Source organism: uncultured Thioclava sp. (genome assembly GCF_913064665.1).
Lineage (GTDB): Bacteria > Pseudomonadota > Alphaproteobacteria > Rhodobacterales > Rhodobacteraceae > Thioclava > Thioclava arctica.
The window spans coordinates 42,437-60,866 of sequence record NZ_CAJYBT010000011.1 but is presented as its reverse complement, the minus strand read 5'-3'; the positions used below and the strand labels follow the sequence as shown (position 1 = coordinate 60,866).

The following is an 18,430-nucleotide window of genomic DNA, read 5'->3' as shown; positions in this document are numbered from 1 at the left end:
TGCTACGCCTCGTATCGTCCGGATTTACCACCATCTTTGAGCACCACGCGGATGCCTTCAATGGTCATCGACTTTTCCACCGCCTTGAGCATGTCATAGACGGTCAGCGCCGCGACCGACACCGCGCTTAGCGCCTCCATCTCGACGCCGGTCTGCCCCGAGGTCTTGACCGTGGCGGTGATGCGCACGCCGGGCAAGTCCGTATCCGGGGTCAATTCCAGCGTGACCTTGGTGATCGGCAGCGGATGACACAGCGGGATCAGATCGGCGGTTTTCTTGGCCGCCATGATCCCTGCGATCCGCGCAATTCCCAGCACGTCGCCCTTTTTCGCACTGCCTTTGAGAACGTAATCAAGGGTTTCAGGGCGCATCTTCACGCAGCCCTCGGCCACGGCGATGCGGTCGGTCACCTCCTTGTCGGAGACATCAACCATATGGGCCTGCCCGGCCTCGTCGAAATGGCTCAGGCTCATGCGACCTCCAGCAAGTTGGCGGTGGCTGCAGCCACATCGTCTTGGCGCATCAGGCTTTCGCCGATCAGGAAGCGGCGCGCGCCGACCTCAGCCATCGCGGCGAGGTCTTCGCGGGTAAAAATGCCGCTTTCGCAAACCAGATCGCGCCCGGCGGACAGGATTTCGGGGGCGAGTTGGCGGGTGACGTCCAGCGTGACCTCGAAGGTCTTGAGATTGCGGTTATTGACGCCCAGCAGCGGCGATTTCAGGTGCTTGAGGGCGCGCTCCAGTTCTTCGGCGTCATGCACCTCGATCAACACATCCATGCCCCAACCCATTGCGGCATCTTCCAGCTCGACCGCCAGCGCATCCTCGACAGAGGCCATGATGATCAAGATGCAATCAGCCCCCCAAGCGCGCGCCTCGGCAACTTGGTAGGTGTCATAGAGGAAATCCTTGCGCAAAGCGGGCAGGGCACAGGCGGCGCGGGCCGCCTTCAGAAACTCCGGCGCGCCTTGGAACGAGGGCGTATCGGTCAACACCGACAGGCAGGCCGCGCCGCCAGCTTCATAGGCTTTCGCCAGTGCGGGCGGGTCGAAATCGGGGCGGATCAAGCCCTTGGAGGGCGAAGCTTTCTTGATTTCCGCGATCAGCCCGTAGCCGGTGGCGACCTTGGCGCTCAGCGCTTTGGCAAAGCCGCGCGTGGAGCCTTGGGCGCGCGCTTCGGCCTCGATGTCGCCAAGCGGGCGCGCGGCTTTGGCGGCGGCGATTTCCTCAAGCTTGTAGGCCTTGATCTTGTCGAGGATCGTGCTCATGCGCGGACCTCTTGCGTGATCCGGGCCAGCGTTTCCAGCGCGGTCTTGGCACGCCCGGAATCGATGCTCTCAGCGGCCATTTCTGCGCCTGATTTCAGATCGCTCACCTTGTCAGCCACCACCAGCGCGGCGGCGGCATTCAGGATGACTGCGTCGCGATAGGCCGAAGGCTCCCCGTCCAGCAGCGCGCGCAAAGCCGTCGCGTTCTCGGCCGGCGTGCCGCCCAGAATATCGCGGAACGGATGCACCGGCAGGCCCGCATCTTCGGGATGAATCTGCATCCCGCGCACCTTGCCATTTTCCAGCGCGGCCACGTCTGTCACGCCGGTGATGGTGATTTCATCGGTGCCGTCCGAGCCATGCACAAGCCACGCCTTTTCTGAGCCCAGCATTTGCAACGTCTCGGCCATCGGCCAGATCAGATCGGGCGCGAAAGCCCCGGTCAACTGGCGCTTGACGCCTGCGGGGTTGGTCAGCGGCCCGAGGATGTTGAAGATCGTCTTGCAGCCCAGTTCAAGGCGCACCGGCATCACATGTTTCATCGCGGGGTGATGGATCTGCGCCATCATGAAACCGATCCCCGCCTCGGCCAGACCCCGCTCGGTCGCTGCGGGGCCTGCCATCACGTCGATACCCAGCTCGCCCTGCACATCCGCCGTGCCCGATTTCGAGCTGGCCGCGCGGTTGCCGTGTTTGGCCACCGGAACACCCGCACCAGCCACGACAAAGGCGGCGGCGGTCGAGATGTTGAGCGTGTGCATTCCGTCGCCGCCCGTGCCTACGATGTCGATCGCACCTTCGGGCGCGGTGATGGGCACACATTTGGCGCGCATCGCGGCGGCGGCGGCGGCGTATTCCGATACACTTTCGCCGCGCGCCCGCATCGCCATCAACAGTCCGGCGATCTGGGCGGGGGTGGCCTCGCCGTTGAACAAGATTTCAAACGCGGATTCGGCCTGCGCACGGCTCAGCGGACCTTCGGAAGCCGCAAAGATCAGCGGTTTCATTGCGTCGCTCATGCGGGCACCTTCAAGCTAACGCCTGCCTCTGTCAGGAAATTCTTCAGCATCGCATGGCCATGTTCGGAGGCGATGGATTCGGGGTGAAACTGCACGCCCTCGATGCGTTTGTCGCGGTGGCGCAGCCCCATGATCGTGCCATCGGCCAACTCGGCGGTGATTTCCAGGCATTCAGGCAGACTCTCGCGTTCGACCACCAGCGAATGATAGCGCGTCGCATGCAGCGGCGAGGGCAGGCCAGCGAACACGCCTTTGCCCTGATGCAGGATCTCGCCCATCTTGCCATGTACGATCTCGCTGTGGCGCACGACCTTGCCACCAAAGGCCTGCCCGATGGTCTGATGCCCAAGACATACCCCCAATAGCGGCAGGTCAGCCTCGGCCGCAGCCAGCGTCAGCGGCAGACAAATCCCCGCCGCCGAAGGGTCGCAGGGTCCGGGCGACAACACGATTGCCTCAGCCCCCATGCCCATCGCTTGGCTCACATCCAGCGCATCGTTGCGCCAGACCTGCACATCTGCGCCCAACTCGCCGAAATAATGCACCAGATTATAGGTGAAGCTGTCATAATTATCGATGAGCAGCAGCATGGCCGGGCCTCGCGTTTTGGGGTCCCCCGTCTGGCCCTGAAAGTTGCAGGCAAATTTGCGCCATGCAGCAAAAGAGGGGTGAACCGGGGATCGGGTCGGGCTATAGATGCAATTAGCGGCGGGGTAGGGTCAAGGCCTCGTGCAAAAGGATGCGCGCGTAAAACGACGCGCGCGGGCAGTGGAGGCGGGCAAATGATGCGATCGGTGCTCAAAGGGGCGGCGCTGGGAGCCGGGGTGAGCGTGCTGGTTCTGGGCACGGCCTCGATCATGGCCCCATTGCCGCGATCCACTCCGCCTGCCGTCGGTCCTGTTGATGTGCCCGCGGGGTCGGATTTCGCGCGCGGCCGCTCGGATCAGGTGCCCAATATGCCCAATCCCGCAGGTGCGCCGCTAAGTGCGCCCAGTGCGACACCGCGCGCGCCTGTCAGCCAATCCAATAGCGATCAGGTCGGCGCACAGATCGCGGCCAGCGATCCGGGCACGCGCCCGGTGACCGATGCGTTGGCCCCCACGCCTCAGCCCCAAGCGGGAGAGGCCTCGCAGGCGCTAGTTCAAGCGCCCGCGCCAGAACAGCCGATTCCCGTGCCCCCGCCCGGCGAGGTGCGAACCCCGGTTCTGGGTGCAAGTGAGGCGCGCCCCGAACCCGAGGCCAAGGTTACGATGCCTGACGCGCCTCCTGCCATGACGCCGCCACCGGCTGCGATCGTGGCCCCGGCTGCACCGCAAGACGCTCCGGCAGGGTCTGGCACGCAAACCGCCTCCAGCCCCGCGCCGAGCAGCCTCGAACCGGCGCAAGGAATGGCTGCGGGATCGGTTACGCCGGATCAGCAGATGGCGGATTTGCCCCCGCTTCCCGATGTGCAGGGGCTTGGCAGACCAAGCGGCGCTGGCATCACCGCGCTGCCCGACAGCGCGGCGGCCCCATCCAGTGAAGCACTGGCCCCGTCAGGTGAAGCCCCAGCGCCTGCCTTGCCCGATTTGCCGAAAATCGCAGCGGCGGACATGCCGCAGCCAGAATTGCAACCCGCGCCGCGGCCAGATGCGCAACCCGATATGGCACCCGCAGAGGTGCCTCAGCCCGATGCTGACGGGCAAGCCATGCCCGACATGCCGCCAGCCAAGCCGCGCGTCATCACCCTTGGCTCAGAGCCGCAGCGCCTGCCGGGCCAGCCCGTTGAGGGCTTTCGCTCTGCGCCCAATGTCATCGTGGATCGTCTGCCCCAAATCGGCGCGCCCGGCGCAGATGCGCCCCCCGCCGACGCGCCCGAAGCGGATGGCGACCCTGGCGTAGATCAAGCGCCCGCTGCCGAGAATACCGATCTCCCGCCGATTGAACGTTACGCGTTGCCCTTCGTTCATGACGACGCCAAGGCGCTGTATTCGGTGGTATTGATTGATCCGGGAATCGAGGCCGGCGGGCTTGATGCCGCCACCATTGCCGCGCTTGATTTCCCCGTCACCATCGCGATTGATCCCACCCGCCCGAACGCGGCCGAGGATGCGCAGGCGTTGCGCGCGGCAGGGCATGAGGTCGCGATCTTGGCGGCAGATTTGCCCCCCGATGCCACGCCCGAAGACCTTGAGGTCGCGCTGGAGGCATGGCGCCAAGTGATCCCCGAAGCCGTGGCTGTAGTTGAACGCCCCAAGCCCGTCTTCCAGAACACCCGCAATCTGGCGCGCCAGATGGTGTCGACATTGGGGCGCGAGGGGCTGGGGCTGGTCACGCAGAACCGTGGCTTTGATTCCGCTGATCAGATCGCGTCTACGGTGGATTTGCCGCGCGCGAAAATCTGGCGGGTGCTGGATGGCGCGCGCGAAAAAGCCCCGGTGGTCGAGCGGATGCTGTCGCGTGCCGGGTTTGAGGCAGATCGCAATGGGCAGATCGTTGTGATGCTGTCGGCTTGGCCCGAAACGGTGAGCGCGCTGACACAATGGGCCCCCGACGCGGGGACAAAATACGATCTTGCCCCGGTGTCGGCAGTGGCGCTGCAAAACACGCAAGGTGCTGCGGCGGGCAATTGAGCCACCGCGCCCGTACAACGGGAAAAGCCGTGTAAGACCCGGCCGCCTAGCTGTTAGAGCGCGACTGCACGAACAGGCCCGCATCTTCGGCGGCGCGGCGCAGGGCGTTGGATTTGTGCACGCTTTCCTGATACTCGGCCAGCGGGTCGCTGTCATAGACAACACCGCCCCCGGCTTGAATATACAGCGTCTCATCCTTCACCAGCGCGGTGCGCAGCGCGATGCACATGTCCATCTCGCCATTGGCGGCGAAATAGCCCACGGCCCCGCCATAGATGCCGCGCTTTTCGGGCTCCAGCTCGTCGATGATCTCCATCGCGCGCACTTTCGGCGCGCCCGAAACGGTGCCCGCAGGCAGACCGGCCAGCAGCGCCGAGAGCGCGTCCTGCCCATCAGCCAGCTCGCCCACGACGTTGGAAACGATATGCATGACGTGGGAATAACGCTCGATGATGAATTTCTCGGTCGGGTGCACGGTGCCGATTTTGGCGACGCGCCCCACATCGTTGCGCCCGAGATCAAGCAGCATCAAATGCTCGGCCAGTTCTTTCTTGTCCGCCAGCAGATCTTCTTCCAAGGCCTTATCCTCGGCCGGGGTCGCGCCGCGCGGGCGGGTGCCGGCGATCGGGCGGATCGTGACCTCACCCTCGCGCAACCGCACGAGGATCTCCGGGCTGGCGCCGACGATCTGGAAGCCACCGAAGTTGAGGAAGAACATGAACGGCGAGGGGTTGGTACGCCGCAAGCTGCGATACAGCGCAAAGGGCGGCAGCGGGAAATCGGCGGCCCAGCGTTGCGCGGGCACGACCTGAAAGATGTCGCCTGCGCGAATGTAATCCTTGGCGCGCTCGACCGCGTCCATATAGCCCTGCTGGGTGAAATTCGAGCGCATCTCGCCGACCTGACGCATTTCGCCCAGATTGCGCCCCTCGGCGGGGGAGCGATCCAGATCGCGCAGCGCATCCGAGACCCGCTCGGCCGCTTGCGCATAAGCCGCGCGCGCCGACAGCCCCGAGGATTGGAACGCAGGCGCACACAAGATCACATCCCCCTTCACCCCATCGAGCACCGCCACGACGGACGGGCGCAGCAACATTGCATCGGGCACGCCGATGGGGTCGGGGTTCACATTGGGCAAGTTCTCAACCAGCCGGATCGTGTCATAGCCCAGATAGCCAAACAGACCGGCAGCGGCGGCCGGCAGCCCCTCGGGCATCTCGATGCGGCTTTCGGCAATCAGGGCGCGCAGGGATTCAAAGGGATGGCCGGGCAGGTCTTCCCACGCCTCGTCAAAGCGCGCGGCACGGTTGATGCGTGCCTGCGTGCCGCGACATTCCCAGATCACATCGGGCTTCATGCCGATGATCGAATAGCGCCCGCGTACCTCGCCGCCCGTCACCGATTCCAGCATGAAGGAATTGGGCTGCGCCTCGGCCAATTTCAGCATCAGCGAGACTGGCGTGTCCAGATCCGCCGCAAGGCGCGCATAAACCAGCTGGTTTTGCCCCTTGGCCCAGCGGGCCTCGAATTCCTCGAAGGATGGCGAAAGAGCGACCACCTGCGGCCTCCTATTGGATCTGCGACTGCACGGCTGTCACGGCCTGGCTGTCAAGCGTGAAGCCCGACTCGCTCTCAACCGCAGTTGCGTAGAAATTGAGCAAGTCATTGGCCAGCGACTGCGAAAGCTGCTGGGCAATCTGGCCGGAAATCAGCTTGGCGTCAGCATCGGTCATATCGGCTTTGATGATCTTGTCGGTGACGATCACATAAACCTTGCCATTGGCGCTGACCTGCGCGGCCTTGCCCGGATCGGTGGCGAAAACCTTGCCGATCACGGCGGGGGGCAGATCATCGGAGAAGCCACCGCGCGCAATGCTAGGCACCACGGTAGTGAGCAGCCCCGTCGCGCCCAGCGTTTTGCCGCCAGCGATCTCGTCCAGAACCGCTTTGGCGCGCGCTTCTTGGGCCGTCACTGCCTGATCGGCATGCCAAGCGGCGGCCACCTTGTCGCGCACCTTGTCAAAGGGGATCGGCGTCGGGGGCACGATGTCATCAAGACGCAGCGCAAAGACGCCGCCATCTGACAGATTCGCCAGATCGGGGAAGTCTTCCTTGGTCACTGCCAGCGCCGTTTTGCGGAACTCGTCATAGCCCGCAATGCCGTCTTTGCTGTCGGCGGTGAAGGCAATCTTGCCCAGCTCCATATCGGTTTCCTTGGCCATGTCTTCCAACGTGGCCCCTCCGGCCAGCTTGTCCGACAGGCTTTCGGTTTCCTGCGAAATATCGCGGCGGGCTTTTTCGGTCTCGGCCTCTCCGGCGAGTTCTTCACGCGCATCAGCAAACGAGGTCTGTTGCGCCGCGATAATGCCATTCATTGACAGCAGCGCGGGGCCTAGATCGGTGTCAATCGGACCAACCACACCAGGGGATTTGAGCGCGAAGACCGCAGCCCCCGCCTTGCCCAGCTCGTCTTGGCTGACATCGCCCAGATCGGCATCTTGCAGGGTCAATCCGCGCTCTTTGGCCAGATCGGCAAAGCTTGCCTTACCGGCATCGAGCTTGGCCTTGGCGGCCTCGGCCGATTTCATATCGGGATAGACCAGCCGCTCGACCAGCCGCTTTTCGGGTTGCTTGAACTCGGAGATGCGCGAGTCATACTCTTGCTTTAGGGTCGCATCGTCGATTTTGACCTTGTCCTTGAGCATCTCGGGCGTCAGCCACGCATAGGTGATGTCGCGCGTCTCGGGTGCGGTGAAATCAGCGATGTGGTCTTTGTAATAGGCCTGAAGCTGCGCATCGGTGGGTTTGGCCACCGGGGTTGCGAGATCGGCCTCGGTGATTTCGGCCCAAGTAAAGCCACGCTTTTCAGACACGAATTGGGTGTAGGCATCCGTCACCGCTTCGGGGGCTTTCACGCCGCCACCCACAACACTTTGGATAATCGAACGGGACAGGTCGCCGCGCAGTTGGGTTTCGAATTGCGGCTCGCTGTAGCCCTGCTGGCGCAATGCGAATTTATAGGTCTCGCGATCAAATTTGCCGCTAGCATTGTGGAAGGCCTGCACATCCAAGATTTGCTTTTGCAACTCGGCGTCACCGACCGAAACGCCCAGACGGCGTGCCGCTTCGCCAAGGCTCGCCTCGCCGATCAGGCGGCTCAGCACTTGCTGATCCAGCCCCGTCGATTGCATCTGTGCCATGGTGACGGTTTGGCCCAATTGCTGCGAGCGGCTTTGCATCTCTTGGCGCAGCGCGCGGGCGTATTCGCTGACCGGAATCTGCGTCTCACCCACGGTGCCCACAGATTTCACATTGCCCGAAAAGGAGCGCAGGCCAAAGCCCCCAAGCCCCAGCACTAGCATTGCCAGCAAGATCCAGACGACCACGCTCTTGCCGTGACTGCGCAGCTTCATGGGCTTTCCTCCTCGGACGCTCTTTTGGCGGTGTTTAGGGCTTTGGCTGCAGGGCTGCAAGGCGTGCCATCAATTCCGTGATGGCAGGGGTGTCGATATTGGCAAATGCGATGCGCATTTGGCGGGTGGCTTGGGCGCTGCCTTGGGGCATGAACATGGTGCCCGGCAGCATCAAGACCCCCGCTTCGCGCACCAGCGCGCGGGCATATTCGGGCGAGGGGCGCGGGTCGGGATGGGTGGCATAGGCGAAATAGGCGCCACAGCCGAGCAACTCCCACCCCTCAAGGGCCTCAAGCCCCTGCGCCATCGCAGCGCGGCGTGCGAGGATTTCGCGACGCTTGCCTGCCAGCCAGTCCCCAAGATTGCGCATCCCCCAAAGTGCGGCCATCTGGCCAAGCTGATTGGGGCAGATCGCGACCGTATCGAGGAATTTTTCAACCTCGGCGAGGCGTGCCTGGCTGGCGACGATCGCACCCACGCGATGACCGGTTAGGCGGTAGGCCTTGGAAAAGCTGTAGAGCTGGATGAAATAATCCGACCAATCGGGATCGGTGAACAGATCATGGGGCGCGCCCTCGCGGCTGTCAAAATCGCGATAGGTTTCATCCACAATCAGCGCGATGGAATGACGGCGCGCCAGTTCCGCGAAAGCGCGGATCAGATCGGCGGGATATTCCGCTCCGCCCGGATTGTTTGGGCTGACCAGAACAATCGCGCGGGTGCGCGGCGTGATCTTGGCGGCCGCCTCGTCCGGGTCGGGTAGCAGGCCGGCACCGGGGGCAAGCGGCACGGTCTTTACGCCGGTCATATCCAGCCACATTTTGTGATTGAAATACCATGGCGTGGGCAAGATTACCTCATCACCCGCCCCTGCCAGCGTGGCAATCGCGGCGCAAAACGCCTGATTGCAGCCCTGCGTGATCGCGACCTGTTCAGGCGCGATGGTGCCGCCATAATGGGGCACCCATTGCGCTGCAATCTCGGCGCGCAATTCGGGCAGACCCAGTACGGGGCCATACAGATGCGCTTGCGGGTCGTGCAGCGCGGCCTGCGCAATCGCTTGGCGCAACCCTTCGGGGGGCAGATCGAGCGGCGCGGCTTGGCTGACATTGATCAAGGGGCGCTCGGGGGGGAAGTGCACCCCGTCCAGCCAGCGCCGCGCCTCCATCACCGGGGGGGCAAAGGTGGCGGCAATTGCGGGATTGAGCGGGTGGGGCATCGGGTGTCCTTTGGCTGATCGCGCGAGATCACCAGAGGGCGGCGGGATTGGCAAGTCGCGGATGCCTCCGGCGGGAGTATTTTTGGCCAGATGAAACGGTTATTTCTGCGATGAGTGGCGGATCGCAAAGCCGTGACGCACATACCATTCGCGCACCGTCAACGCGATCACCACCAGATCAAGCGCCGTCAGCAACAGCATCGAGATCGCATGATGCAGGCTCCAGAGATACATTTGATAGACCACAAAGGCGGTCAATAGCGCAACCGCGCCCGGATAGGCCCAAAGCACGCCGCGCATCAGCAAGACCACCACGACCAGTTTCAACGCGCCGTGACTGGTGAAGTAAAAACCATAAAAACTTTGCGTTTCGATCGAGAAATGCTGGGCTGCGTTAAGCAGCGCCGCAGCAATCGCGTCATGGGGGTCTTCGGTCAATTCTCGATGGGTCAGCCATTGCGCCAGTCGCAGCACCGCATTGCCGGGCATGCCCAGCAGCGCCAGCCCCGACAGCGTTTCCGCCGTCGCGAACAGCCCCTTGAGCACGAGACTGATCTCAAACAACCAGTGCAGAAACCGCCCAAGGCGGGTGTTAGGGTCTGTCAGGCGCATTTATTGGGGCTCAATCCGTGCCGCGATAGGGCTGAACGTATTGCAGCGCCATGTCCCAGGGGAAGAAGATCCAGGTGTCCTGGCTGACCTCGGTGATGAAGGTATCGACCAGCGGCTCGCCTTGGGGTTTGGCGTAGCAGGTCGCGAAATGCGCCTTGGGGAACAGATCGCGCACCAGTTGCAGCGTTTTGCCGGTATCCACCAGATCATCGACGATCAGAATGCCTTCGCCGCCATCGTGCAGAAACGAGTCTTGCGCGGGTTTGATGACCTCGGGGGCGCGTTGTTCTTGGTGATTATAGCTTTTCACCGAGATCGTATCGACCATCCGGATGTCGAGCTCGCGCGCGACGATCGCGGCGGGCACCAGGCCGCCCCGCGTGATCCCCAGCACACCGCGCCAGCTGCCACTGTCGGGCCCTTTACCATCCAGCCGCCACGCCAGAGCGCGGGCGTCGCGATGCAGCTGATCCCAGCTGACATGGAAACCTTTTTCATGGGGCAGCAAGTCGGGCATCGGTCTCTCCTTAGGTCAGGGCGAGTTTGAGGCCGAGCAGGGCGAGAAGGCCGCCAAAGACACGCTCGATCACGGATTTAAGGTTTAGATAGGCGGCGCGGGTTTTCGCAAGCGAGAACACGCGCGCCACAATCACATTCCAGCCCGCATCGTTGAAAAACACGATGCCAAGGATCGCCGCATAGGCCCAAAGCGGGGCAGCGGGGGGAATGAAAGTAAGAAAAATCGTGCCAAAGAACACGGCCGGTTTGGGATTGGCGAGTTGCGTCGAGATGCCCAGCCAGACCAGCCGCAGAGGCGAGCGGTCTTGCGGCAGGCGGGGCAGGTCGGTCTCGAGCGGATCGTTTGCATGGCGCCACATCTTGAAGGCCAGCCACAGCAGATAGGCGGCACCTGCGAATTTCAGCACGCTCAGCAGGCCGGGCGCAATCTTGAACACCAAAGCCAGACCAAACAGCGCCGCCGCCGCCCAGATACACGCGCCAAGGCCGATTCCAATCGCCAGCCAGACGCCGCGCACGAAGCCCTCGCGCAGGCTGGTGCGCATCGCCAGCAACACCGCAGGCCCCGGCGACATTGCTGCTGCCAGATGCACGAAATACAGCGCTGTGAAGGCCGCGAGACTCATATCCGCTCTTTCAGATCAGTCTTTGCGACCGGTGACCACGTCGATATCGGGCGCATCGACCGCCTTCATGCCCACGACGTGATAGCCCGCATCGACATGCAGCGTCTCGCCCGTCGTGCCAGAGCCCAGATCGGAGAGCAGATAGAGCGCGGCCTTGCCGACCTCTTCCTGCGTCACGTTGCGGCGCAGCGGTGAGTTCAGCTCATTCCACTTCATGATGTAGCGGAAATCGCCGATGCCCGAGGCGGCCAGCGTCTTGATCGGACCTGCGGAAATCGCGTTGCAGCGGATGTTGTTCTTGCCCAGATCCTCGGCGATGTATTTCACCGAGGCCTCAAGCGCGGCTTTGGCGACGCCCATCACGTTGTAATGCGGCATCACCTGCTCGGCGCCGTAATAGGTCAGCGTCAGCAGCGAGCCGCCATCAGTCATCAGCGCCGAGGCGCGTGCGCAGACGGCGGTGAAGGAATAGACCGAGATGTCCATCGTCATCGTGAAATTGTCGCGCGAGGTGTCGACGTACCGGCCGCGCAATTCATTTTTGTCCGAGAAGCCAATGGCGTGGACGACGAAATCCAGCTTGCCCCATTTCTCTTTGAGCGTCTCGAACAGCCGGTCGATCGAGGCGCCATCGGCGACATCGCATTCAATCAGCGTATCCGCGCCCAATTGGGCGGCCAGCGGCCCCACGCGCTTTTTCAGCGCTTCGCCTTGGTAGGAAAAGGCAAGTTCCGCGCCAGCATCGCCCAGCGATTTGGCAATCCCCCAAGCGATGGATTTATCATTCGCGAGGCCCATAATCAGGCCGCGTTTGCCCGCCATCAGGTTATTCGACATGTCAGGTTTTCCCCCGCTTCGGTCTGGTAAGTCTGAATGCTTTAGGCGAAAGGTGAAGAGGCATCAAGGCTACTGACCCTCGGTAAGAGCATTCTGACGCGGGGCAGGGTGAAAGCCACACGCAGGATCGGGGGAAATATGAGCGACAGAAGTGGAATTTTTGCGGGCGATGACCCGTTTGCGATTGCACAAAGCTGGCTTGATGAGGCCCAGCAATCTGAGATCAACGATCCCAACGCGATTGCGCTGGCGAGTGTTGACGCGGACGGTTTGCCCAATGCGCGCATGGTGCTTCTCAAGGAAATCGAGAGGCTGGACGCGCCCTCGGGCGGGGCTTTTGTGTTTTATACCAATTACGGCTCGGTCAAGGCGCGCGAAGTCGAGGGCGCGGGTAAGGCGGCCTTCGTGATGCATTGGAAATCGCTGCGCCGCCAGATTCGGGTGCGCGGGCTGGTGACGCGCGAGGATGGGCCGCAGGCGGATGCCTATTACGCGTCGCGTTCGCTCAAATCCCGGCTTGGTGCCTGGGCCTCGCGACAAAGTGAGCCATTGTCATCGCGCGCGAGCCTGATGGCCGATGTCGCAAAGATCACCGCGACGCATGGCACGAACCCAAAACGCCCCGAGTTCTGGGGAGGGTTCAGAATCAAGCCCTTGGAGATAGAATTCTGGGCAGATGGCGCGTTTCGTCTGCATGATCGGTTCCGCTGGGCCCGGGTAACGCCCGATGCCGCGTGGCAAATTACTCGGCTGAATCCCTGAATTTCACGCTTCGTGAAATGCGAAGCCACTTGAATCACGAGGAATTCTCTTGATGATCCACCTCTTGAAGCGCCAGACTGTCCGCACGAAAGACATGCGAACAGGAAAGCTCGAACATGCAGACGGGATGGAAGATGTTAGGCGAGAGCCCCGAATTGCTGAGCGAGATCACGGGAGAGGTGAAGTGGTTCGACCCGGTCAAAGGGTTCGGATTCATTCTGGATCAGACCGGTGGGCCAGACATTTTGCTGCATGCCAATGTCTTGCGCAATTTTGGTCAGGGCTCGGTAGCCGATCATGCCCAGATCACGGTCAAGGTGCAGACAACGCCGCGGGGGGCACAGGCCGTCGAGGTTACGGCGATTACACCGCCCGAGGGCGAAATGGTCGCCCCGATCGAGGATTTGGGCGAGAACTCCCCCGAAGAACTCATCGCGCTGCCGCTGGAGCCTGCACGGGTGAAGTGGTTCGAGAAGGGCAAGGGCTTTGGCTTTGCCAATGTGTTCGAGCGCGACGAGGACGTGTTCATTCACATGGAAGTGTTGCGCCGCTCGGGCTTTGCCGATCTGGCACCGGGCGAAGCGGTGTGTCTGCGTGTGATCGAGGGCAAGCGCGGTCGGATGGCAGCACAGGTTCTGGCATGGGACGCAACTTTGCGCGAGACGCGTTAGGCGCAACGTTGTTGCGGCTGATGATCCCGATTCTGGCGCTGAGTGTGGCGCTGTTTCTGGATGTTACATCGGCGCATGCGCAAAACCAAAGCGCCCCTCAGTGCCGCGATGATTTGGCGATCGTGTCTCAGGGCGGGCAGCTGTCGCAATTCAACGTTGAAATCGCCGATACGCCCGGCGCGCGCGCGCAGGGTCTGATGGGGCGCCCCCATATGCCCAGCAGCGCAGGCATGTTGTTTGTCTATCCCACTGCGCGCGACGTCTCGTTCTGGATGCATGACACTTTGCTAGGGCTCGACATTATCTACATCGATGCGGCGGGCCGGGTGGTGAACATTGCGCGCAACGCCAAGCCGATGGATGACACGCCGCTTCCCTCGGGTGCGCCGGTGCAATTCGTTCTTGAAATCAACGGCGGATTGGCCGCGCGGCTGGGCATCAAAGAGGGCGCTCTGCTGGCTCATCCCAGGATAGATCAGGCGCGCGCGGCATTTCCCTGTCCATGACCCCTTTCCTTGGCCGCGCGGGGCGGCTATGAAACCCCCAGTCGGGGCGTAGCGCAGCCTGGTAGCGCGTCTGTTTTGGGTACAGAAGGTCGTGAGTTCGAATCTCGCCGCCCCGACCATAACTCTCTCTCTCGGTCATAAATCTTCGCGCGCCACTATATCTTGTGGCGGCACTGCGCTGTGGCACTAGAGCCACGCCCGCCGATTTCGCGAGAAAAATCGTCATCCCCCTGTCACATTGTCCACAAGATATTGGGGAATGTGGATCAATTGCCCACAATCACGGCGTCGTTACCGCCAAGTCCTATAGATCACAGGCATTTTTCTGTCGCGCCCAAGCAAGACTGTCCACAGCCCCGGTGTGGATGAATCGGGTCGACCTCGTCAAATGGGCTTGGTCAACACAAAAATGGCCCTGAACAGCATTAAAGAGTCGTTGACGGATCGCTAGCCCTACGGCAGGTTGTGGTTTGTCAGCGGCGTCACTACCAGATGTAGTGGGGCGGGTGGGCTAAGGGACAGGTATTGGGATGGCAGCAGTCTGTGTTGCCGCGACTCGCACAGTTGTGTTGCGCGCGCACGATCTGACTTTGCCCACTGCCCAGCCACTCTTGAATAATCAGACGGGATTTGGGCAAATGAAGATCGAACGGAAATTCACCACCGAAGAGACCGGCGCCTATGGGGCACTGGCCTTCACGACAACCGCTTCCGAGATTCGCAATCCCGATGGCACGGTGGTGTTTCGCAACGATTCGGTGGAAGTGCCCAAGCGCTGGAGCCAAGTTGCCTCGGACGTGCTAGCCCAAAAGTATTTCCGCAAGGCAGGCGTTCCGGCGGCGCTGAAAAAGGTCAAGGAAAAGGGCATGCCCGAATTCCTGTGGCGCTCGGTTCCTGATGAAGAGGCGCTGGCTGGCCTGCCCGAAGAGGCGCGGTTCACGGGCGAATCCTCGGCCAAGCAAGTGTTCGACCGTCTGGCGGGTGCGTGGTGCTACTGGGGCTGGAAAGGTGGCTATTTCACCACCGAGGCCGATGCGCGCGCCTATTATGACGAGATGCGGTTCATGCTGGCCGAACAGATGGCCGCGCCGAATTCGCCGCAATGGTTCAACACCGGCCTGCATTGGGCCTATGGCATCGACGGGCCGTCGCAGGGTCATTACTACGTCGATTTCAAAACCGGCAAGCTGACGAAATCGGCCTCGGCCTATGAACATCCCCAGCCCCATGCCTGCTTTATCCAGTCGGTCAAAGACGATCTGGTGGGCGATGGCGGCATCATGGATCTCTGGGTACGTGAGGCGCGTCTGTTCAAATACGGCTCGGGCACGGGTACCAACTTCTCCAGCCTGCGCGCGGCCGGCGAGTCGCTTTCGGGGGGCGGCAAATCCTCGGGGCTGATGGGCTTCCTTAAAATTGGTGACCGGGCTGCGGGCGCGATCAAATCGGGCGGCACCACGCGGCGCGCCGCCAAGATGGTGATCTGCGACATGGATCACCCCGATATCGAGCAATTCGTGAACTGGAAGGTGATCGAAGAGCAGAAAGTCGCCAGCCTCGTTGCCGGCTCGAAGCTGCATGAGCGTGAGCTGAACAAGATTTTCACGGCGATCCGCGAATGTGATGGCTCGGACGAAACCTCGGTCGATCCAGCCAGCAATCCGGCGCTGAAAGAGGCGATCAAATCCGCCAAGCGCGTGATGATCCCGGAAACCTATATCAACCGCGTGTTGCAATATGCCCGTCAGGGTTACGCCAGCATCGAATTCCCGACCTATGACACCGATTGGGATAGTGAGGCCTATGTCTCGGTCTCGGGTCAGAACTCGAATAACTCGGTGCGCGTGACCAATGCCTTCCTGCAAGCGGTCAAGGATGACGCCCCGTGGGAGCTGATCCGGCGCACCGATGGCAAAGTTGCGAAAACCATCCGCGCGCGTGAGCTGTGGGAGCAGGTCGGTCACGCCGCTTGGGCCTGTGCCGATCCGGGCATCCAGTTCCACGACACCGTGAATGACTGGCACACCTGCCCCGAAGATGGCGCGATCCGTGGCTCCAACCCGTGCTCGGAATACATGTTCCTTGATGACACGGCGTGTAACTTGGCGTCGATGAACCTGCTGACCTTCTACAAGGACGGCAAATTTGACGCCCAAGCCTATGTCCACGCGACCCGCCTTTGGACCGTGACGCTGGAAATTTCGGTGCTGATGGCGCAATTCCCGAGCCAAGAGATCGCGCAGCGCTCGTATGATTTCCGCACGCTGGGTCTGGGCTATGCCAATATCGGCGGTCTGCTGATGAATATGGGCTACGGCTATGATAGCACCGAGGGCCGTGCGCTGTGTGGCGCTTTGACCGCTGTGATGACGGGCGTGTCCTATGCGACTTCGGCCGAGATGGCGGGCGAATTGGGGCCGTTCCCCGGCTATGAAAAGAACGCAGCCCACATGCTGCGGGTGATCCGCAACCACCGCACCGCTGCGCGCGGCAAAACCGACGGCTATGAAGGCCTCGCGGTCAAGCCGGTCGCATTGGATCATGCAGGCTGCCCCGATCAGGGTCTGGTCGAGTTGGCGCAACAGGCTTGGGACGAGGCGCTGAGCCTTGGCGAGAAGCACGGCTATCGCAACGCGCAAGTCTCGGTCATCGCACCGACCGGCACGATCGGTCTGGTGATGGATTGTGACACCACCGGCATTGAGCCCGACTTCGCACTCGTGAAGTTCAAGAAACTCGCAGGCGGTGGCTATTTCAAGATCATCAACCGCTCGGTGCCTGCCGCGCTGGAAAAGCTGGGCTATGGGTCTGCGCAGGTCGAGGAAATGATCGCCCATGCCGTGGGTCACGCCAGCCTTGGCAACTGCCCCGATATCAACACCACCGCGCTGATCGGGCATGGCTTTGGCCCGCGCGAGATCGAGAAGATCGAGGCCGCGCTGCCCACCGCCTTCGATATCCGCTTCGTGTTCAACCAGTGGACGCTGGGCGAAGAGTTCTGCACCAAAACGCTGGGCATCCCGGCCGAGAAGCTGAACGATCCGACCTTTGACCTGCTGCGTCACCTTGGCTTTACCAAGGCGCAGATCGAGGCCGCCAATAACCATGTTTGCGGCACGATGACGCTGGAAGGGGCGCCGCATCTGAAAGACGAGCATCTGGGCGTGTTCGATTGCGCCAATGCCTGCGGCAAGACCGGCAAGCGCTATCTGTCGGTGGCCAGCCACATCACGATGATGGCGGCGGCGCAAAGCTTCATCTCGGGGGCGATCTCGAAGACGATCAACATGCCCAACTCGGCTTCGATCGACGAGACGCTGGCCGCTTACGAACTCAGCTGGTCGCTGGGGATCAAGGCGAACGCGCTCTATCGAGACGGCTCGAAACTGAGCCAGCCGCTGGCTTCGGCGCTGATCGAGGATGATGAGGAAGCCGAAGAGATCCTCACAAACGGCTCGGCGCAGGAAAAGGCCGCCGTGTTGGCCGAGAAGATCATCGAGAAGGTGATCGTCAAGGAGGTCGTGCGCAGCCACCGCGAAAAACTGCCCTCGCGCCGCAAGGGTTACACGCAAAAAGCCGTGGTCGGTGGCCACAAGGTTTACCTGCGCACGGGCGAATATGACGACGGCGATCTGGGTGAGATCTTCATCGACATGCATAAGGAAGGCGCGGGCTTTCGCGCGATGATGAACAACTTCGCCATCGCGGTGTCGGTTGGCCTGCAATATGGCGTGCCGCTGGAAGAGTTCGTCGATGCCTTCACCTTCACCAAGTTCGAACCTGCGGGCATGGTGCAGGGCAATGACAGCATCAAGAACGCGACCTCGATCCTCGATTATGTGTTCCGCGAACTGGCGGTGAGCTATCTCGACCGCACCGATCTGGCCCATGTCAAACCGCAAGGCGCAAGCTTTGACGATCTGGGTGGCGGCGAGACCGAGGGCAAGCCCAATGTCGAGCCGGTCTCGGATAAAGCCAGCAAGTCGCTCGAAGTGCTGCGCCAGATTTCCTCGACCGGCTACCTGCGCAAGCGGATGCCGCAAGAGCTGATGGTGCTGCAAGGCGGGGGCGGTCTCAGCGCGCTGGCCGGGGGCAAGATCAGCGATGTGCTGACCAGTGAGACCGTGCAGGCCAAGGTCACCACGACCACCGCCGTCTCGTCGGGCGGGGTCGCAATGGACGCGCGCGTCAAGGCCAAGCTGCAGGGCTATGAGGGCGAGGCCTGCGGCGATTGCGGCAACTATACGCTCGTGCGCAACGGCACCTGCATGAAGTGCAACACCTGCGGCGCGACCAGCGGCTGTAGCTGAGGACAATGACAAAGGTCCGGTGCCATGGCGCCGGGCCTTGAACGATACGCCCGCGAA

The 18,430-nt window shown here is 62.0% G+C and carries 16 protein-coding genes and 1 tRNA gene; 6 read left to right on the top strand and 11 right to left on the bottom strand.

Features of this window, described 5'->3' with window-relative positions:
- Positions 1-2: 2 nt before the first annotated feature.
- Genes moaC through QZ571_RS06670 form a run of 4 tightly spaced genes read right to left on the bottom strand, consistent with a single transcriptional unit; the run spans position 3 to position 2,876 of the window.
- On the bottom strand, positions 3-473 hold the full coding sequence (moaC, locus tag QZ571_RS06685; protein WP_295532938.1) for a cyclic pyranopterin monophosphate synthase MoaC: 471 nt from the start codon (positions 471-473) through the stop codon (positions 3-5).
- Entirely contained in the window at positions 470-1,267 is a 798-nt protein-coding gene (trpC, locus tag QZ571_RS06680; protein ID WP_295532937.1) for an indole-3-glycerol phosphate synthase TrpC, read from the bottom strand. Before trpC ends, moaC begins: the two co-directional genes overlap by 4 nt.
- The gene (trpD, locus tag QZ571_RS06675; protein ID WP_295532936.1) at positions 1,264-2,286 is read right to left on the bottom strand and encodes an anthranilate phosphoribosyltransferase; all 1,023 of its coding nucleotides are present in this window, start codon (positions 2,284-2,286) and stop codon (positions 1,264-1,266) included. Before trpD ends, trpC begins: the two co-directional genes overlap by 4 nt.
- A complete protein-coding gene (locus QZ571_RS06670) occupies positions 2,283-2,876 on the bottom strand; it encodes an aminodeoxychorismate/anthranilate synthase component II (protein WP_295532935.1) in 594 nt (197 codons plus the stop codon). The genes trpD and QZ571_RS06670 overlap by 4 nt, the downstream gene beginning before the upstream one ends.
- Before the next feature lie 192 nt (positions 2,877-3,068).
- On the opposite strand from QZ571_RS06670, the gene QZ571_RS06665 reads away from it, so the two are divergent.
- Positions 3,069-4,898: a divergent polysaccharide deacetylase family protein gene (locus QZ571_RS06665; RefSeq protein ID WP_295532934.1), complete on the top strand. Its 1,830-nt coding sequence runs from the start codon at positions 3,069-3,071 to the stop codon at positions 4,896-4,898.
- Positions 4,899-4,944: 46 nt separating this feature from the next.
- Here QZ571_RS06665 and trpE read toward each other — a convergent pair whose 3' ends face one another.
- The 7 genes from trpE to fabI all read right to left on the bottom strand — a co-directional run bounded on the left by trpE (position 4,945) and on the right by fabI (position 12,124).
- Complete coding sequence (trpE, locus tag QZ571_RS06660) at positions 4,945-6,456, bottom strand: anthranilate synthase component I (RefSeq protein ID WP_295532933.1); 1,512 nt, start codon at positions 6,454-6,456, stop codon at positions 4,945-4,947.
- A gap of 10 nt (positions 6,457-6,466) precedes the next feature.
- Entirely contained in the window at positions 6,467-8,311 is a 1,845-nt protein-coding gene (locus QZ571_RS06655; protein ID WP_295532932.1) for a SurA N-terminal domain-containing protein, read from the bottom strand.
- 34 nt (positions 8,312-8,345) lie between these two features.
- Positions 8,346-9,530 carry an aminotransferase gene (locus QZ571_RS06650; protein ID WP_295532931.1) on the bottom strand — a complete coding sequence of 395 codons (1,185 nt, stop codon included), beginning with the start codon at positions 9,528-9,530 and terminating at the stop codon, positions 8,346-8,348.
- A 99-nt stretch (positions 9,531-9,629) separates the two neighbouring features.
- Positions 9,630-10,142, bottom strand: a complete 513-nt coding sequence (locus tag QZ571_RS06645) for a DUF2127 domain-containing protein (RefSeq protein ID WP_295532930.1) — start codon at positions 10,140-10,142, stop codon at positions 9,630-9,632.
- Positions 10,143-10,152: 10 nt separating this feature from the next.
- A complete protein-coding gene (gene gpt, locus QZ571_RS06640) occupies positions 10,153-10,659 on the bottom strand; it encodes a xanthine phosphoribosyltransferase (RefSeq protein WP_295532929.1) in 507 nt (168 codons plus the stop codon).
- 10 nt (positions 10,660-10,669) lie between these two features.
- Positions 10,670-11,287: a LysE family translocator gene (locus QZ571_RS06635; protein WP_295532928.1), complete on the bottom strand. Its 618-nt coding sequence runs from the start codon at positions 11,285-11,287 to the stop codon at positions 10,670-10,672.
- Positions 11,288-11,302: 15 nt separating this feature from the next.
- Positions 11,303-12,124: an enoyl-ACP reductase FabI gene (gene fabI, locus QZ571_RS06630; protein WP_295532927.1), complete on the bottom strand. Its 822-nt coding sequence runs from the start codon at positions 12,122-12,124 to the stop codon at positions 11,303-11,305.
- Between the two features lie 138 nt (positions 12,125-12,262).
- Here fabI and pdxH point away from each other — a divergent pair, with 138 nt between their 5' ends.
- From pdxH to QZ571_RS06605, 5 genes are all read left to right on the top strand, one after another.
- Complete coding sequence (gene pdxH, locus QZ571_RS06625) at positions 12,263-12,886, top strand: pyridoxamine 5'-phosphate oxidase (protein ID WP_295532926.1); 624 nt, start codon at positions 12,263-12,265, stop codon at positions 12,884-12,886.
- 134 nt (positions 12,887-13,020) lie between these two features.
- Positions 13,021-13,557 carry a cold-shock protein gene (locus QZ571_RS06620; RefSeq protein WP_295532925.1) on the top strand — a complete coding sequence of 179 codons (537 nt, stop codon included), beginning with the start codon at positions 13,021-13,023 and terminating at the stop codon, positions 13,555-13,557.
- Positions 13,558-13,565: 8 nt separating this feature from the next.
- Positions 13,566-14,063 carry a DUF192 domain-containing protein gene (locus QZ571_RS06615; protein ID WP_295532924.1) on the top strand — a complete coding sequence of 166 codons (498 nt, stop codon included), beginning with the start codon at positions 13,566-13,568 and terminating at the stop codon, positions 14,061-14,063.
- A 42-nt stretch (positions 14,064-14,105) separates the two neighbouring features.
- Positions 14,106-14,182: transfer RNA gene (locus QZ571_RS06610), tRNA-Pro, on the top strand.
- Between the two features lie 519 nt (positions 14,183-14,701).
- On the top strand, positions 14,702-18,373 hold the full coding sequence (locus QZ571_RS06605) for a vitamin B12-dependent ribonucleotide reductase (protein WP_295532923.1): 3,672 nt from the start codon (positions 14,702-14,704) through the stop codon (positions 18,371-18,373).
- Positions 18,374-18,430 lie beyond the last annotated feature (57 nt).

Excerpts from the sequence above, each read along its gene's own strand:
- moaC (WP_295532938.1), bottom strand. The coding sequence starts at position 473 with ATGAGCCTGAGCCATTTCGACGAGGCCGGGCAGGCCCATATGGTTGAT.
- trpC (WP_295532937.1), bottom strand. The coding sequence starts at position 1,267 with ATGAGCACGATCCTCGACAAGATCAAGGCCTACAAGCTTGAGGAAATC.
- trpD (WP_295532936.1), bottom strand. The coding sequence starts at position 2,286 with ATGAGCGACGCAATGAAACCGCTGATCTTTGCGGCTTCCGAAGGTCCG.
- QZ571_RS06670 (WP_295532935.1), bottom strand. The coding sequence starts at position 2,876 with ATGCTGCTGCTCATCGATAATTATGACAGCTTCACCTATAATCTGGTG.
- QZ571_RS06665 (WP_295532934.1), top strand. The coding sequence starts at position 3,069 with ATGATGCGATCGGTGCTCAAAGGGGCGGCGCTGGGAGCCGGGGTGAGC.
- QZ571_RS06655 (WP_295532932.1), bottom strand. The coding sequence starts at position 8,311 with ATGAAGCTGCGCAGTCACGGCAAGAGCGTGGTCGTCTGGATCTTGCTG.
- QZ571_RS06650 (WP_295532931.1), bottom strand. The coding sequence starts at position 9,530 with ATGCCCCACCCGCTCAATCCCGCAATTGCCGCCACCTTTGCCCCCCCG.
- QZ571_RS06645 (WP_295532930.1), bottom strand. The coding sequence starts at position 10,142 with ATGCGCCTGACAGACCCTAACACCCGCCTTGGGCGGTTTCTGCACTGG.
- gpt (WP_295532929.1), bottom strand. The coding sequence starts at position 10,659 with ATGCCCGACTTGCTGCCCCATGAAAAAGGTTTCCATGTCAGCTGGGAT.
- QZ571_RS06635 (WP_295532928.1), bottom strand. The coding sequence starts at position 11,287 with ATGAGTCTCGCGGCCTTCACAGCGCTGTATTTCGTGCATCTGGCAGCA.
- fabI (WP_295532927.1), bottom strand. The coding sequence starts at position 12,124 with ATGTCGAATAACCTGATGGCGGGCAAACGCGGCCTGATTATGGGCCTC.
- pdxH (WP_295532926.1), top strand. The coding sequence starts at position 12,263 with ATGAGCGACAGAAGTGGAATTTTTGCGGGCGATGACCCGTTTGCGATT.
- QZ571_RS06620 (WP_295532925.1), top strand. The coding sequence starts at position 13,021 with ATGTTAGGCGAGAGCCCCGAATTGCTGAGCGAGATCACGGGAGAGGTG.
- QZ571_RS06605 (WP_295532923.1), top strand. The coding sequence starts at position 14,702 with ATGAAGATCGAACGGAAATTCACCACCGAAGAGACCGGCGCCTATGGG.